This is a genomic window from Leifsonia sp. YAF41, assembly GCF_052113185.1.
Lineage (GTDB): Bacteria > Actinomycetota > Actinomycetes > Actinomycetales > Microbacteriaceae > Cryobacterium.
The window spans coordinates 16,408-30,370 of record NZ_JBFRCS010000015.1 but is presented as its reverse complement, the minus strand read 5'-3'; the positions used below and the strand labels follow the sequence as shown (position 1 = coordinate 30,370).

Below are 13,963 nucleotides of genomic sequence, written 5' to 3'. Positions count from 1 at the left end.
CCCGTGCGGTTCCCTTGACCGGAACGACCACCACCCAGCTCATGAAACGCGCCTGCCTGACAACTCGCGGGCAATACGAACTCTGGAGGTCACTCGTCAGCCCTCGGTCGGAGTGGAGGTAGGCGATGGAGTTGTTGCGGTCGTCGAAACCGTCGGAGCTGAATTCGCGCGGAGTTCTGCGAGCGCCGCCGCCCGTCCGGCGGCAAATCCCTCGGCAAATCCCTCGGCGTGCGCCTCGGCCGTGCCCAGACGGAACATGTCGAACTCGCTGGGGCGTTGCAGGAGACGAGCGCCTCGGGCCGGCAGCGCCTCAAGCTCCCCCACCAGGCGGCCGAGACCGCGCACGACGGCCACCGGATTGCCGCTCGTCTTGCCCTTGATCAGGTCGGCGGCCGCGGCGATCTCATCGGCGACCGCGGCGACCGTGACGTCGAGGCGGCGGCCACCGGCATCCGTCGTGCCGCGCAGGTCATCGAGCACGGCGACCCCGGCGGCGCCGATCGCGATATCGGTCTGCCCTTCGCGCCACGGCCGACCGGCAGTGTCGGTGATGAGAACGCCGAGTCGCAACCCGGTGCGCTCCCGCAGGGCGGTGCAGAGAGCGTGCGCCGAGGCATCCGGGTCGATCGGCAGCAGCAGAACGATTCCGTCTGGGGTGTTGCTGGCGTCGACGCCGGCCGCGGCGAGCACAAGGCCTTGCCGGTTTTCGACGATGCGAGTCACGCCACCCGGATGCGCGCGGGTCGCGACAACCCGCACGGTCTCCTCGGTGATCGCTTGCTCACGATCGTCGGCGGCGCGTTGGCGGCCCTCGGCTTTCGAGACGATCTTGCTCGTGACGGCGAGAATGTCACCGTCGGCCAGTTGCGAACCGGCCGCTGCAAAGATCGCCTCGGCCAGGTCGTCGCCCGCGGTGATCTCGCCGATCCCGTCGAGCACGAAGATGCGAATCTCGGCCTCTCCGGCCGCCGCCGGCGTGGAGATATCGTGCGTCACATCCGTCATCGTCATCGCCCTAGTTTCGGCAGCACGTCGCGCCCGAAGACGTCGATCCACTCGCGTTGATTGCGGCCGACGTTGTGCAGGTAGATCTTGTCGAAGCCGAGGTCGACGAACTGCTGGATGTGCGCGCGGTGCACGTCGGGATCGGAGGAGATGACCATCCGCCCGTCGAAATCCTCCGGGCGCAGGTGCTTGGCGATCTGCTCGAACTCAAACGGCGATCTGATGTCGCTCTTCGGAAATCGCATGGCACCGTTCGGCCACTCGCGCAGTGCATTGGCCATCGCAAGCTCGTCGGTCTCGGCCCAGCTCAGGTGAAGCCGCAGAACCTTGGGCATGCTCGACGGGTCTTTGCCGACCTCCCGCGCGCCCGTCTCGAACCGGTTGAACAGCATCGCGACCTTGTCGAGCGGCGCCCCAACGGTGATCAGCCCGTCGGCCTGCCGACCGGCGCGCTTGGCGGTGATCGGACCGGCCGTGGCGATCAGAATCTCGGGGGCGACGGCGGGCATCGTCCAGAGGCGAGTCGACTCGAGCTTGTAATACTGCCCGGAATGCTTCACATCACGCCCGGCGATCGATGCGCTGAACAGTTTGGAGATGATCTCGACGGCCTCGAACATCCGGTTGAGCCGCTCGGCGGCCTCGGGCCAATAGACGCCGACGATGTGCTCGTTCAGCGCCTCACCGGCGCCGAGGCCAAGCCAGTGCCGGCCCGGATACATCGAGGCGAGCGTGGCGGATGCCTGCGCCACCATCGCCGGATGCCAGCGGAACGTCGGGGTCGTCACGCCGGGCCCGAAGTCGCCGACGGTGCGTTCGCCGACCGCGGCCAGCACGCTCCAGACGAAGGAGGATTCGCCCTGCGCCGGAACCCACGGCTGAAAATGGTCGGCCGCCATCACGCCGCTGAAGCCGCGCTGCTCGGCGTAGGCCGCAAGCGCGACGGCCTCGGCGGGCGCGAATTGTTCGAGCATCGCCGCATAACCGATCTGCACGTTGACCATTGCTCCATTCTGCCGGGTCGGGCTGGGCCTATGGGCAAGCAGCACCCGTTGAGATCTTCCGCTCGCACACCAAATAGGCTTGAGGGCATGCGCATCGCCACCTGGAACGTCAACTCCATCCGTGCCCGCGTCGACCGCACGGTCGACTGGATGGTGCGAGAGGACATCGACGTGCTCGCCATGCAGGAAATCAAGTGCAAGCCGGAGCAGTTTCCGAGGGAACCGTTCGAGGCGGCCGGCTACGACCTTGAAGTGCACGGCCTCAACCAGTGGAACGGCGTTGCTTTCGCCAGCCGCCTGGAGATGACGGATGTCGTCACCAGCTTTCCGGGGATGCCCGGCTTTCTGAAGGGCCAGGAAGGCCCGGACCAGCCGCTCGAAGCCCGCGCGCTCGGCGTCACGGTCAACGACATGCGTCTGTGGAGCCTCTACGTGCCGAACGGCCGTGCCCTCGACGACCCCCACTTCATCTACAAGCTCGACTGGCTGGCCACGCTGGAGAAGCACGCCCGCGAAGAGCTCGCCCGCAACCCGCACCTCGCGCTCGCGCTGATGGGCGACTTCAATGTGGCGCCGACCGACGCCGACATGGGCGACCCGAGTTTCGTGCCCGGTCTCTCCACCCACATCTCCCCCGCCGAGCGCGCGGCATTCGCGGCCTTCGAGGCGGCCGGCCTGACCGACGTCGTGCGCCCGCTCGTTCCCGGGGGCTACACCTTCTGGGACTACAAGGCACTGCGCTTCCCGCGCAACGAAGGCATGCGCATCGACTTCATTCTCGGATCGCCGGCATTCGCCGAACTCGTCACCGAGGCAAGCATCCACCGCGACGAGCGCAAGGGTGACGCCCCGAGCGACCACGTTCCCGTGGTGGTGGATGTCGAGATCGAGGGCGAAGACGACGATCGGCCGATGATCTTCTAGCGTTTCACGCCCGAAAAAACAGGGTGCCCGGCCTACGCTGAATCCATGCCTCACCTCGACGTGCCCGGTGCCTCGCTCTACTACGAGACCGACGGCCACATCTCGTCGCCGGCGCTGCTACTCATCCATGCCGGGGTGGCGAACCTGCGCATGTGGGATCCGCAGATCGAGGCCCTGGCCGCCGATCATTTCGTCATCCGCTTCGACACCCGCGGGTACGGGCAGACGCAGAGCCAGGATGTCGCGTCCTCGAACCGCCCATTTTCGGACCGAGCCGACGCGATCGCCATTCTCGATCACCTCGGCGTCGCCCGCGCGACACTGATCGGGGCGTCTCGCGGCGGTGCGATCTCCCTCGATCTCGCGCTGGAGCATCCGGATCGGGTGGCCGGGCTCGTCACGGTCGGATCCGGGCCGAGCGGATTCCCGCCGACTCCGCTCACAGAGCGGGAGGGCGAGCTTTTCGCCGCGATCAACGCGGCGGAAGCCGATGACGACTGGCACACGGCGGCTCGGCTCGAGGTCACCCTCTGGGACGTCGGCCCGCTTCGCGCCGAGCGCGATCTCGATCCCGAGTTCGTCAGTCTCGCGGCCGCGCTCAACCGCATCAACGCCGCGCATGCCCACGAGAAGCTGAGCCGAATTCCGCTCGATCCGCCAGCGTACTCGCGGATTGGCGACATCTCGGTTCCGACCCTGGTGACCGTCGGCGAGTTCGATCTCAGTTCAGAGCTTGCGCACTACGAGTACCTCACCGCGACGATGCCTGAAGCGAGCGGTTACGTGTTCGGCGACTCCGCCCACCTGCCGAGCGTCGAGCATCCGGCTGAGTTCGAGCGGTTGCTCGTCGATTGGCTGGCCGAGAACGGTTTGTAGGCGCGCAGCGTTCGCGTGTGCCCTCCCGGTGGTCGAGCTTGTCGAGACCCGGTGAGACGACGTTCGAACGCGGCCATCCCGGTGGTCGAGCTTGTCGAGACCCGGTGAGACGATCCGTGAACGTGAGTTGCGTTTGAACATCGGCTCACGAGATTTCGAGACGCGTGCTCGCCGGCTCGCGCGCTCCTCAATCAACGAGCGAGACGCGTGCTCGCCGGCTCGCGCGCTCCTCAATCAACGAGGTGGTGAAACGACTAGCCGCCGAGGCGCTCGTCGAGTTCGCGGATGACATCCCACGCGCCCTCTTCTGAGTTGCTCAACACCACGACATCCAGACCCTGCTCGTAGTAGTGACGCAGAATTCCGCCGGCGCCGGCATTCACGCCGTCCTTGTAATAGGAGCGCACCGAACCGTCTTCGTCGAGGTCGAACTCGAGGCCGAAGCCGTAGGACGTGGCCTCGTCGTGCTCGACCTGGGGGCTGAAGAACTCCTCGGTCATCTCGGCGTTGAGCAGGATTCCGTTGCGGAGGGCGTCGAGGAACCTCACCAGATCGGCTGCCGTCGCCTGCGCGCCACCGTCGGGCGAGCCGATCGGCGGGGTCGCGAAGACGCTCGAGCCCCAGGTGCCGTTCTCGGCCTGGTCCCAGCCCTCGGCCAGGCGCGGAGTGGCTTCGCGGCGGTCGAAGAAGCCCGAATCGCTCATCCCGGCCGGAGCGAAAATCTCGTTGATGACGTACTGGCGAAAGCTCAGGCCGGTCACCTTTTCGACGGCGAGGCCGGCGAGGATGTAGCCGGCATCGCTGTATTCGCTGTCGAGACCGGGCGCGGCGACCGGCTCCTTGTGAGCGAAGAGCGGCAGGTAGTCCGCAGTTTCGGTCAGCGTGTAGTTCGGAACCCGGGCCCACAGCGCTTCGTACTCTTCGCCGGCTTCCTCGTCGACGATGTCGGCGATGCCGCTCGTGTGGGTCAGCAGATGAAGCAGGGTGACGCCGATGCCGATCGTGGTGTCGGCGAGGTCGACGTAGTGGTGGATCGATGTCTCGAGGTCGAGCGTGCCGCGCTCAACCTGCTGCAGCACGGCGACGGCGGTGAACAGCTTGGTGATCGACGCGGTGTCGAAGCGGGTGTCCATCGTGTTCGGGATGCCCCAGCGCTGGGTGGCGAGACCGGTGGCCGACTCGAAGACGGTCGCGTCGCCCTCTCGCACGAGCACAACGCCCGCGAACTCGTTGTCGGCCAGAAATTCATTCAATCCAGTGGTATCCACCTACCAAGTGTAGGCACCCGGCGGGTGCCTACCGCGCCGGATGGTTGGCTCGCAAGATCTCGACAGGCTCGACCCCCGGGGCGCCATCACCGAGTGGCGTGCCGGTCGTGTTGGTAACTCCGGTCATCCCGGAAGCGACGCCGCGGCATCCGCAAAAACACGCGGCGGAATTCGACGCCGCTCCCGAATCCCCGGAGTTACCAACCGACAGCATCCGATGCCGCGAAAGACGTCTGACGCGACGGGCGGCGCGACAGACTCAGTTGCGCCCGGTGAACTTGTCCATCGAGCGGTAGACGCCGAAGAGTCCCCCGGCGACGGCGTCCCAGGCGGGCTGCGGCAGCACACCGCGGAGTGCCCGGGCCAGGCCGACGGTCCACGGCATCATCAGCTGCGGTTTGCCGGCGAGCATCGCCGCCCAGACGCGGTCGACCACGTATTCGGGCGTCATCACCGGCGTGAGCAGCGGGCCGCGCGCGCCCGCGAACATCCCGGTCGAGATGTAGCTCGGGCTGACCGTGGTGACCTTGACGTTGCGGTGGTCCTGCTGCTCGAGTTCGAGGCGCAGGCTGTCGCTCCAGCCGATCAGCGCGGCTTTCGACGCGGCGTAAACGCTCATCCGCGGGTTCGAGAGGGTGCCGGCCGCCGAGGCGATGTTCACGATCCGGGCCGCGCGGTAGAAGTTGTCCATCATGCCCGGCAGAAACTCGCGGGTGATGTACATCGGCGCCAGTGCGTTGATCTGCATGGTCGGCCGGGTGTCGTCGCCGTTGTCGTGCTCCCAGAAATACTTGCCACGGATGATGCCGGCGTTGTTGATCAAGATGTCCGGGTTACCGACCTCGGTGCGCACCCGCTGGGCGGTCTGGGCGATCGCGCCGAGGTCAGAGATGTCGATGACGTAGGAGACGACGCGCGTGCCTTCGCCGGCCAGAGCGCTCAGCTCGGCGGCGGTGGACGTGACGCCCGCCGCATCCCGGTCCCAGAGCACGACGGCCGCGGCGCCCTCGGCGACGGCCCGTTCGGCATACAACCGGCCCATGCCGCTGGCCGCCCCGGTGATTAGCACGCGGGCTCCGGCAACGGTTCGAGTCATGTCTCAATCATCGCAAGTTTTTCACCGAGCCCACGCCGCGTATGAAAGTAATTTGCAGCTTTGATGAATCCGTTGAATACTTCTTTCATAACCACATTGCTGGGCCACAAGCCCGTTTCTACGTTTCAACGAGGAGACTTCGTATGAAGAAGCGCTATCTCTCTATTGCCATGTTCGCCGTGGCATCACTCGGTCTTGCCGCGTGTTCCAGCGGCGCGACCGGCAGCGGAGACACCGTCGACGGCAAGGGACAGACCCTCTCGGTCTGGATCATGCAGGGAACGAACCCGAACTCCGAGGAGTTCTTTGACAAGGTCGGCACCGCCTTCACCGAGGAGACCGGCGCCAAGCTGAAGGTTGACTTCGTGCAGTGGGCTGACGCTCACGACCGCTTCGTCACCTCAATCGCCGGCGGAACGACACCGGATGTCGCCGAAACCGGCACCACCTGGACCGCAGAGTTCGCCGACGCCGGCGCCCTGCTGCCCATCACGAAGCAGGTCACCGACGCGGGCCTCGACGGCAAGCTCGTCTCCGGCCTCGTCGAATCGGGCACCTACGACGGCGAGCTCTACGGCATGCCGTGGTACGCCGGCGTTCGTTCGCTCGTCTACCGCTCGGACATCTTCACCGAGTTGGGTCTCTCCGCACCGACGACCTGGCAGGAACTCGTCGATGCCGGCAACGCGATCAAGGCGGCTCACCCCGACATGATTCCGTTCGCCGTTCCCGGCAACGCCGAACAGGGCGTTTACCCGTGGGTCTGGGGCGCCGGTGGAGAGGTTTCCACCAAGACTGGTGACACCTGGACGTCGGGCCTCGACAGCGCGAAGTCGCGGGAGGGCATCCAGTTCTACACCGATCTGGCCACCAAGCACGGCTTCTCCACCCCGGGTGCTACCACCTGGAAAGAGAGCGACGTTCTCGATAACTTCGTGCAGGGCAAGGTTGCGATGGCGTTGACCGGCTCGTGGACGCCGGCCACCATCATTCAGAAGGCACCGGAGCTCGAGGGCAAGTTCGCTGCCACTCCGATCCCCGGAAAAGACGGCGGCATCAGCCCGTCGATGCTCGGCGGCTCGCACCTCTCCACCTTCAGCACGACAAAGAACGAGGCGCTGTCGTTCGAGTTCGTGAAGATGATGACCACCGGCGAATTCGCCAAGGAATGGGCAGCGCAGACCGGTTACTTCCCGGGCGAATCCACGCTGCTGGCCAAGACCATGAAGTCTGACAACCCCCTGGTGACCCCGTTCGCGAAGCAGATGGTTGACGGCGGCGCCTCGCTGCCCGTCACCCCGAAGTTCGGTGCGGTGCAGGCCAAGCAGACCACCAACACGATGATGCAGTCCATCCTCTCCGGTCAGAAGTCCGTCGAGCAGGCAACGGCTGATGCCGCTGCTGAGATGGACTCGATTATGAACGGCAAGTAGTGACAACCACGCTTAACCGCCCGTCGTCGACCGTGAGCGAAACGCTCACGGTCGGCGCCCGGCCCCGCCGCCGGTTCACCTGGGCGACATCCCGCCCGTGGATTCTGCTGACGCCGGCCCTCATCATCCTCGGGGTGCTGCTGCTCTGGCCTCTCGTTCGCGTCTTTCTCTTCTCGCTGCAGGACTACGGTCTGCGTGAGATCGTCAGCGGCAAAACAAACTTCATCGGCCTCGACAACTACGTCGAGATCTTCACGAACCCCACCCTGTGGACCGTGGTACTTCCGAACACTGTCGGTTTCGCCGTGCTCTCGGTCATCGGCACCGTCGGCCTCGGCACCGGCGTGGCCCTGCTGATGGCCTCGCTCGGTAATTTCTGGCGCACCGTCGTTGGCAGCTCGATCATGATCGCCTGGGCCATGCCCGCCGTGACCGGCACCTACGTCTGGACCTGGATCTTCGACGCCGACAACGGAATCGTCAACCAGACTCTGATGGGCCTCGGCCTGATGGACGAGCCGTTCAACTGGTTCACCAACCAGTGGACCTTCTACGGCATCGTGCTGATCAACATCATTCACCACGGTTTCCCGTTCGTCGCCATCACCGTGCTGGCCGGTCTGCTCGGAGTCTCGAAGGAGATGCTCGAAGCGGCACAGATGGATGGCGCCGGCGCGATTCGCCGTTTCTTCCAGATCATCGTGCCAACCCTGAAATCGGTCTTCGCGGTCGTGATCATCCTCTCCACGATCTGGGACTTCAAAGTGTTCGCGCAGGTCTATCTGATGCCGGGCGGCTCCGGCACGAACCGGTCGGTTCTGAACCTGGGCGTCTGGTCCTACGTTGAATCGTTCGGCCAGAACCGCTACGGCTTCGGCTCAGCCCTGGCCGTGCTGCTGACCCTGGCCCTGCTCGCCATCACGATTGTCTACGTTCGCACCATGCTCAAGGAGGACAAGCTGTGAGAAAGAGCTGGCGCACCAATCTCGGCAAGGCAGTACTCGTCACGCTGCTGCTTCTGTTCACACTGTTCCCGGTCTACTGGATGCTCTCCAGCGCGTTCGACGCGAAGGCCTCCAGCGGCGGCCAGTCACTCGTGCCCACCGAGTTCACGCTCGACAACTTCACCTATGTGCTGACGGAGGGCGGCTTCGACGTCTTCCTCCGCAACTCGGCGATCGTCGCCGTCGTCACGGTTCTCGTCTCAGCGCTCGTCGCCGTGCTGGCCTCCGTGGCCGTTGCCCGGTTCAAGTTCAAGTTTCGCACCGCGATTCTGTTCATGATCCTGGCCGTGCAAATGGTGCCGCTGGAAGCTCTAGTCATTCCTTTGTTCGTGCAGGTGCGCGACCTGCACATGCTCAACACGCTGCTCGGCCTCGTCGTGGTCTACGTGGCGCTCTCGTTGCCGTTCGGCATCTGGATGCTGCGTGGCTTCGTCGCCGCAGTTCCGGTTGAACTCGAAGAAGCGGCCTATATCGACGGCGCCAGCTGGTGGCGGATGTTCCGCTCGGTCCTGCTTCCCCTCATCATGCCCGGCCTCGTCGCAACGAGCATTTTCTCGTTCATCACCGCCTGGAACGAGTTCATCTTCGCGATGACGCTGCTCGGCGGCGCGTCTGACCAGTACACCGTTGCGATCGGTCTCAAGCAGTTCTTCGGCGAGCACTCCAACGAGTGGGGCTATGTGATGGCCGCCTCGACGCTGATCACGATTCCGGTGATGATCTTCTTCGTGCTCGTGCAGCGCAAGCTCTCGAGCGGTCTTGTGGCAGGAGCGGTCAAGGGATGACCAGCAGAAACGATCCCGCTCTCCGCGCCCTCGTCGGGAGTGTGCTCTGGCCGGGATTCAACGGCTATGTTGCGCCCGATTGGCTGAAGTCGGCACTGGACGAGGGTCTCGCCGGCGTCGTCTACTTCGGTCAGAACATCGACGGCGACGACGCCGAACAGCCGGCCCGGCTTTCCAGCGAACTCCGCAGCATCCGTTCCGGTGTGCTGATCGGCGTCGACGAAGAGGGCGGGAACGTTTCGCGGCTCGAGGCCGCACGCGGCTCAACCCTGCCGGGGCACGCGCAACTCGGCCGCCGGGGCGACGTGGCACTGACCAGGGAGGTGGGCGTCGAACTCGGCCGCCGCCTCGCCGCGGCCGGAGCTAACGTGGCCCTCGCCCCCGTTGCCGATGTCAACACGAACGCGCAGAACCCGGTCATCGGCGTGCGCGCCTTCGGCGACTCGGCCGACCTCGTCTCCCCCCATGTCGCGGCGATGGTCGCCGGGCTGCAGTCGAACGGTGTCGCGGCCTGCGTCAAACATTTTCCCGGACACGGCGACACCCACACCGACTCGCACCACAGCCTGCCCCGGCTCGACCTGACCTGGCAGCAGATCGAACGCGATCACCTGCCCCCGTTCCACGCGGCAATCGCGGCCGGCGTGCTGGCCGTGATGACCGCCCACATCGTGGTGCCGGAGTTCGGTGAGCTGCCGGCAACTCTGAACCCGGCACTGCTCGCCCGCCTGCGTTCCGCCGGTTTCACCGGCACCATCGTGACCGATGCCCTCGACATGGCCGCCATCCGTTCCACGGTCGGCGCGGGTCCGGGCGCGGTGCAGGCGATTCTGGCCGGAGCCGATCTGCTCTGCATCGGCAACCCTGCGAACCTCGGCCCGAAGGCCGGCGCGACCAGCGACCTCGACGACTTTCTCGAGGTGCAGAACGCACTCTTCGATGCCCTCGACGACGGTTCGTTGCCGGTGGCGGCGCTGGAGCGGGCATCCGTTTCGGTGGCGACCCTGCTTCTGCCGGCGCCCGCCGTGGACCCGGCCGACGCGGCCTCTTCCGGTGCTGTCGCGGGCGTTGCCGGCGTTGGACCCCGCGCCCCGCGCGAGTTCACCGCGCTGTCACGCGACCTCTGCGCGGTGACCGGGCCGCTTCCCGTCATCGGCGAGACGCTGACGGTGCTTGACCTGCGCAATCGCGCCACCATCGCCGTCGCCTCGACCGTGGATGTCTTCAGCACCGCACTGCGTGAGCGCTTCGACGTCACCCGGATCAGCCACGGCGGCCTGGCCGCGCGCACCGCCGACGGTGCGGCTCCTCTTGCCGCACAACTCTCCGCCCTGCTCGAGCGCGTGCCGGGCACATCCGGCCTGATCGTGCTCGTCGACGCCATCGCCGGTGCGGGGCTGCAACGCGACGCCCTCGCGGTCGTCGCAACCAGCCGTCCCGACGCACTCGTCGTGAACGCCGGGTTGGCGGCGACCGAACCACTGCCGCTGACCGCGATCGAGTGCCTGAGCGCCAGTCGTCTCTCGGCCGAGACGGTGCGCGAGCTCGTGCTGCAGGCCAGCGAACGCGGCACCCGCACCACAGCTGAAGAAGAAGCACCGCTGGCCCTGGCCGACGATCGGAGCGGCGCGTGACGCTCGCCTCGGTTCCGGTGATTCTCGCGGTCGACCTGGGCAAGACATCCTGTCGGGTGCGCGTCACCCGTGCCGGTCAGGTTCTCGCTGAAGCCGCCGGCGCCGGCGCCCCCGGCCTGGCCGACCATGACGGCGCCGCAGTGTCGGCCCGCGCCATTGCCGCGACGCTCACCACTCTGCGCGCCACCGCCGACGGCGCGCATACGCTTCGGCAGGTCACCCATCTCGGTGTGGGCGCTGCGGGCGCCGCGGCCGCACCCGCCGCCGCCGCCGCCCTCGCCGTGCTGCTGCGCGCCGAGCTCGATGTGCCGGTTGCCGTGCTCACCGACGCCCTGGCCGCTCACGCCGGAGCCTTCGGCGGCAGCGCAGGAACTGTGCTGATCACCGGGACCGGGGCCGTTGTGTTTTCGGTGCAGGCTTCCGGACTGGTTCTGCAGGTCGACGGCTGGGGCCCGTGGCTCGGCGATGACGGCAGCGGCCGGTGGATCGGTCAGCGCGGTCTACACGCCGCTCTCAGCGCCCACGACGGTCGCGGACCGCAGACCGCTCTGCTGGCCGACGCCCAGGCGTTGACCGGCGATGTGGCGACCCTGCCGATCTGGGTCGCTGAAACCGACGCGCCGGCGCGGCGCCTCGGCTCGTTCGCCCCGACCGTGCTGCACCGCGCCGCCGAGGGTGACGCCGTCGCCGTCGGCATCGTTGACGAGGCCAGTCGGCTGCTCGCCGCCAGTTGCGCGGCGGCCGGCCAACCCGATGTCAGCTTCGCGGGGGGTTTGGGCTCAAGCGACTACTTCGCGCGTCGTCTCACTGACGCGCTGGCGGCATCCGGTCTGCACCGCGTCACACCGCTCGGAGACCCGCTCTCCGGCGCAGCCCTTGTGGCCACAACTCTTGCTCTCCCCTATGAAAGATGGATTACCCGTGGCTGAGTCACTCACCCGGCGCCGTGAAATGCGCGACATGCTCTCGACCCTTTCGACCGAGCAGGTGAGTGAAACCTGGCCAGATATTGACCTTCTCGGCGTCGACGAACTCGTCAACGCGATGAACACCGACAGTGCGACGGTCGCTGCTGCTATCGAAGCTTGCGCGCCGGCCATCACACAGGCGATCGAGGGTGTCGTCGAGCGGATGCGACGGGGCGGGCGACTGCTCTATGTGGGCGCCGGCACCGCCGGACGCATGGGCATCCTTGACGCCAGTGAGATCCCGCCGACGTTTGGCACCGCGCCGAGCCTGGTCGTCGGAATCATCGCCGGAGGGCCTCGTGCCATTCAGGCGGCGCTGGAGAACGCCGAAGACGACGCCTTCGCCGGGGCGGCCAGCCTCGCGGAGCTCGGCATTACGCCGGGCGACGCGGTTGTCGGGATCTCCGCATCCGGTCGCACCCCGTTCGTGCTGGGCGCGCTCGACGCAGCGAAACATGCCGGCGCCTTCACCATCGGCTTCGCCTGTAATGCAAACTCGGCGATCGGCCAGGTCGCCGACGTCGCCATCGAGACAGTGGTCGGCCCCGAAATCGTGACCGGCTCAACCCGGCTGAAGGCCGGCACCGCGCAGAAGCTCGTGCTCAACATGATCAGCACCATCGCCATGGTCAAACTGGGCAAGGTGCACGGCAACCTGATGGTCGACATGAAGGCCACCAACGAAAAGCTCCGTGCCCGGTCCGAACGCACCGTTATGCTTGCGACGGGCGCTGACGCTGAAACCGCTGCACGTGCGCTCGCAGAAGCTGGCGGTTGGGTGAAAGCGGCAATCTTGATGGTTCTGACCGAGCTGGATGCGCCCCGCGCGCGCGACGCTCTCGACCGCCACGACGGGGTCTTGCGCGATACGCTGCGCGACGTGCTGGCAGGCGTTCACGATCATGCACGGGACTAATGTTCTGCTCGCGCTGCGCCAGGCTTTGCCCGGGCTCAGCGCGGCAGAGGCGAAAGTCGCCAACGCGATCATCGACAACCCCTCCCTCGTCGTCGACCTGACCATCACCGACCTGGCCCACGCCTGTTCGACATCGCAGGCCACGGTCGCCCGGTTCTGCCAGAGCCTCGGCTATTCGGGCTATCGGGAGTTTCGGCTGGAAGTCGCGAGCGCCACCAGCCGGGAGCAGGCGACGCGGGAACGCTTCGACCTGGCTGACAGCGAGATCGACCCGACCGACAGCGCTCAGGAGGTCGTCGCGAAGATCGCTTACCAGGAGACGTTGGCCATCGAACAGACGGCCAAGGGCCTCGACTTCGAGACGCTCGACCAGATCGTGGCGGCGCTTGTCACTGCCCCGCACATCGACATTTATGGCTTCGGCTCCAGCGGACTCACCGCGCAAGACCTGCAACAGAAGCTGTACCGCATCGGCTTGCCGGCCCATTGCACAGTCGACACGCACCTGGCGCTGGCGTCCGCAGCGTTGCAGCGGCCCGGCAATGTGGCGATCGGGTTCTCCCACTCCGGGTTGACCAGCGACACGATCCAGGCCCTCGAAACCGCGGGAAGCAAGGGCGCGACGACCGTCGGAATCACCAATTTTCCGGAATCGCGCCTGGCCGACAAATGCGACTTCGTGCTCACGACCCAGGCCAGGGAGAACCGGTACCGCTCCGGTGCGATGTCGAGCCGGATCGCACAGCTCGCCCTCATCGACTTCCTCTTCGTGCGGGTCACCCAGAGCATCTACGACCAGGCGACCGAGTCGCTGCGTCTGACCTACGAGGCGGTGCAGAGCCACCGGCTGCCGCCCGAGCGGCATCGGCTGGCACCTGAGCGTCCGCCCGAATAGCTCGCCCGAATAGTCCGCCCGAAGAGCTCGCTCGCGAATGCGAGTGGTCGAGCCAGCGCGGCCGGTGGTCGAGCTAATCCGGGAATCGGCGGCGGTCCCTCCCATTCGACGGAGATTCTCACCGTTTTGACCAATTCCAGGCGAGTTTGGCCGAT

General features: G+C 66.3%; 13 protein-coding genes. 9 read left to right on the top strand and 4 right to left on the bottom strand.

The annotated features are described in order from the left end of the window. Positions 1–96: 96 nt before the first annotated feature. Together cofE and AB4Y63_RS16585 are read right to left on the bottom strand one after the other, a co-directional pair. Positions 97–1,011 (bottom strand): coenzyme F420-0:L-glutamate ligase, encoded by a 915-nt coding sequence (cofE, locus tag AB4Y63_RS16590; RefSeq protein ID WP_441792178.1) that lies wholly within the window; start codon positions 1,009–1,011, stop codon positions 97–99. After that, positions 1,008–2,009, bottom strand: coding sequence for a TIGR03557 family F420-dependent LLM class oxidoreductase (locus AB4Y63_RS16585; protein WP_441792177.1), 1,002 nt, complete (start codon positions 2,007–2,009; stop codon positions 1,008–1,010). Before AB4Y63_RS16585 ends, cofE begins: the two co-directional genes overlap by 4 nt. 87 nt (positions 2,010–2,096) lie before the next feature. Between AB4Y63_RS16585 and AB4Y63_RS16580 the strand changes: the two genes are divergently transcribed. Continuing rightward, positions 2,097–2,933, top strand: a complete 837-nt coding sequence (locus AB4Y63_RS16580) for an exodeoxyribonuclease III (RefSeq protein ID WP_441792176.1) — start codon at positions 2,097–2,099, stop codon at positions 2,931–2,933. 45 nt (positions 2,934–2,978) lie between these two features. Then, positions 2,979–3,809, top strand: coding sequence for an alpha/beta fold hydrolase (locus tag AB4Y63_RS16575; RefSeq protein WP_441792175.1), 831 nt, complete (start codon positions 2,979–2,981; stop codon positions 3,807–3,809). A 254-nt stretch (positions 3,810–4,063) separates the two neighbouring features. Here the strand turns inward: AB4Y63_RS16575 and AB4Y63_RS16570 are convergent, their stop codons facing one another. After that, positions 4,064–5,077: a serine hydrolase domain-containing protein gene (locus AB4Y63_RS16570; RefSeq protein WP_441792174.1), complete on the bottom strand. Its 1,014-nt coding sequence runs from the start codon at positions 5,075–5,077 to the stop codon at positions 4,064–4,066. A gap of 259 nt (positions 5,078–5,336) precedes the next feature. Beyond that, the gene (locus AB4Y63_RS16565) at positions 5,337–6,173 is read right to left on the bottom strand and encodes an SDR family oxidoreductase (protein WP_441792173.1); all 837 of its coding nucleotides are present in this window, start codon (positions 6,171–6,173) and stop codon (positions 5,337–5,339) included. A 143-nt stretch (positions 6,174–6,316) separates the two neighbouring features. Here AB4Y63_RS16565 and AB4Y63_RS16560 point away from each other — a divergent pair, with 143 nt between their 5' ends. The 7 genes from AB4Y63_RS16560 to AB4Y63_RS16530 are packed head-to-tail and all read left to right on the top strand — an operon-like array spanning position 6,317 to position 13,808. Next, on the top strand, positions 6,317–7,606 hold the full coding sequence (locus AB4Y63_RS16560; protein ID WP_441792172.1) for an extracellular solute-binding protein: 1,290 nt from the start codon (positions 6,317–6,319) through the stop codon (positions 7,604–7,606). Next, positions 7,606–8,571, top strand: a complete 966-nt coding sequence (locus tag AB4Y63_RS16555; RefSeq protein ID WP_441792171.1) for a carbohydrate ABC transporter permease — start codon at positions 7,606–7,608, stop codon at positions 8,569–8,571. Before AB4Y63_RS16560 ends, AB4Y63_RS16555 begins: the two co-directional genes overlap by 1 nt. Then, positions 8,568–9,395 carry a carbohydrate ABC transporter permease gene (locus AB4Y63_RS16550; RefSeq protein ID WP_441792170.1) on the top strand — a complete coding sequence of 276 codons (828 nt, stop codon included), beginning with the start codon at positions 8,568–8,570 and terminating at the stop codon, positions 9,393–9,395. The genes AB4Y63_RS16555 and AB4Y63_RS16550 overlap by 4 nt, the downstream gene beginning before the upstream one ends. Beyond that, complete coding sequence (locus AB4Y63_RS16545; RefSeq protein ID WP_441792169.1) at positions 9,392–11,029, top strand: glycoside hydrolase family 3 N-terminal domain-containing protein; 1,638 nt, start codon at positions 9,392–9,394, stop codon at positions 11,027–11,029. Before AB4Y63_RS16550 ends, AB4Y63_RS16545 begins: the two co-directional genes overlap by 4 nt. After that, on the top strand, positions 11,026–11,958 hold the full coding sequence (locus AB4Y63_RS16540; RefSeq protein ID WP_441792168.1) for an N-acetylglucosamine kinase: 933 nt from the start codon (positions 11,026–11,028) through the stop codon (positions 11,956–11,958). The genes AB4Y63_RS16545 and AB4Y63_RS16540 overlap by 4 nt, the downstream gene beginning before the upstream one ends. After that, positions 11,951–12,913 (top strand): N-acetylmuramic acid 6-phosphate etherase, encoded by a 963-nt coding sequence (murQ, locus tag AB4Y63_RS16535; RefSeq protein WP_441792167.1) that lies wholly within the window; start codon positions 11,951–11,953, stop codon positions 12,911–12,913. The genes AB4Y63_RS16540 and murQ overlap by 8 nt, the downstream gene beginning before the upstream one ends. Continuing rightward, the gene (locus AB4Y63_RS16530; RefSeq protein WP_441792166.1) at positions 12,900–13,808 is read left to right on the top strand and encodes a MurR/RpiR family transcriptional regulator; all 909 of its coding nucleotides are present in this window, start codon (positions 12,900–12,902) and stop codon (positions 13,806–13,808) included. Before murQ ends, AB4Y63_RS16530 begins: the two co-directional genes overlap by 14 nt. Positions 13,809–13,963: the final 155 nt, after the last annotated feature.

Bases quoted from the DNA above. Each gene is read 5' to 3' on its own strand.
- AB4Y63_RS16545 (WP_441792169.1), top strand. From the start codon at position 9,392: ATGACCAGCAGAAACGATCCCGCTCTCCGCGCCCTCGTCGGGAGTGTG.
- AB4Y63_RS16565 (WP_441792173.1), bottom strand. From the start codon at position 6,173: ATGACTCGAACCGTTGCCGGAGCCCGCGTGCTAATCACCGGGGCGGCC.
- AB4Y63_RS16580 (WP_441792176.1), top strand. From the start codon at position 2,097: ATGCGCATCGCCACCTGGAACGTCAACTCCATCCGTGCCCGCGTCGAC.
- AB4Y63_RS16575 (WP_441792175.1), top strand. From the start codon at position 2,979: ATGCCTCACCTCGACGTGCCCGGTGCCTCGCTCTACTACGAGACCGAC.
- AB4Y63_RS16585 (WP_441792177.1), bottom strand. From the start codon at position 2,009: ATGGTCAACGTGCAGATCGGTTATGCGGCGATGCTCGAACAATTCGCG.
- AB4Y63_RS16560 (WP_441792172.1), top strand. From the start codon at position 6,317: ATGAAGAAGCGCTATCTCTCTATTGCCATGTTCGCCGTGGCATCACTC.
- cofE (WP_441792178.1), bottom strand. From the start codon at position 1,011: ATGACGATGACGGATGTGACGCACGATATCTCCACGCCGGCGGCGGCC.
- AB4Y63_RS16530 (WP_441792166.1), top strand. From the start codon at position 12,900: ATGCACGGGACTAATGTTCTGCTCGCGCTGCGCCAGGCTTTGCCCGGG.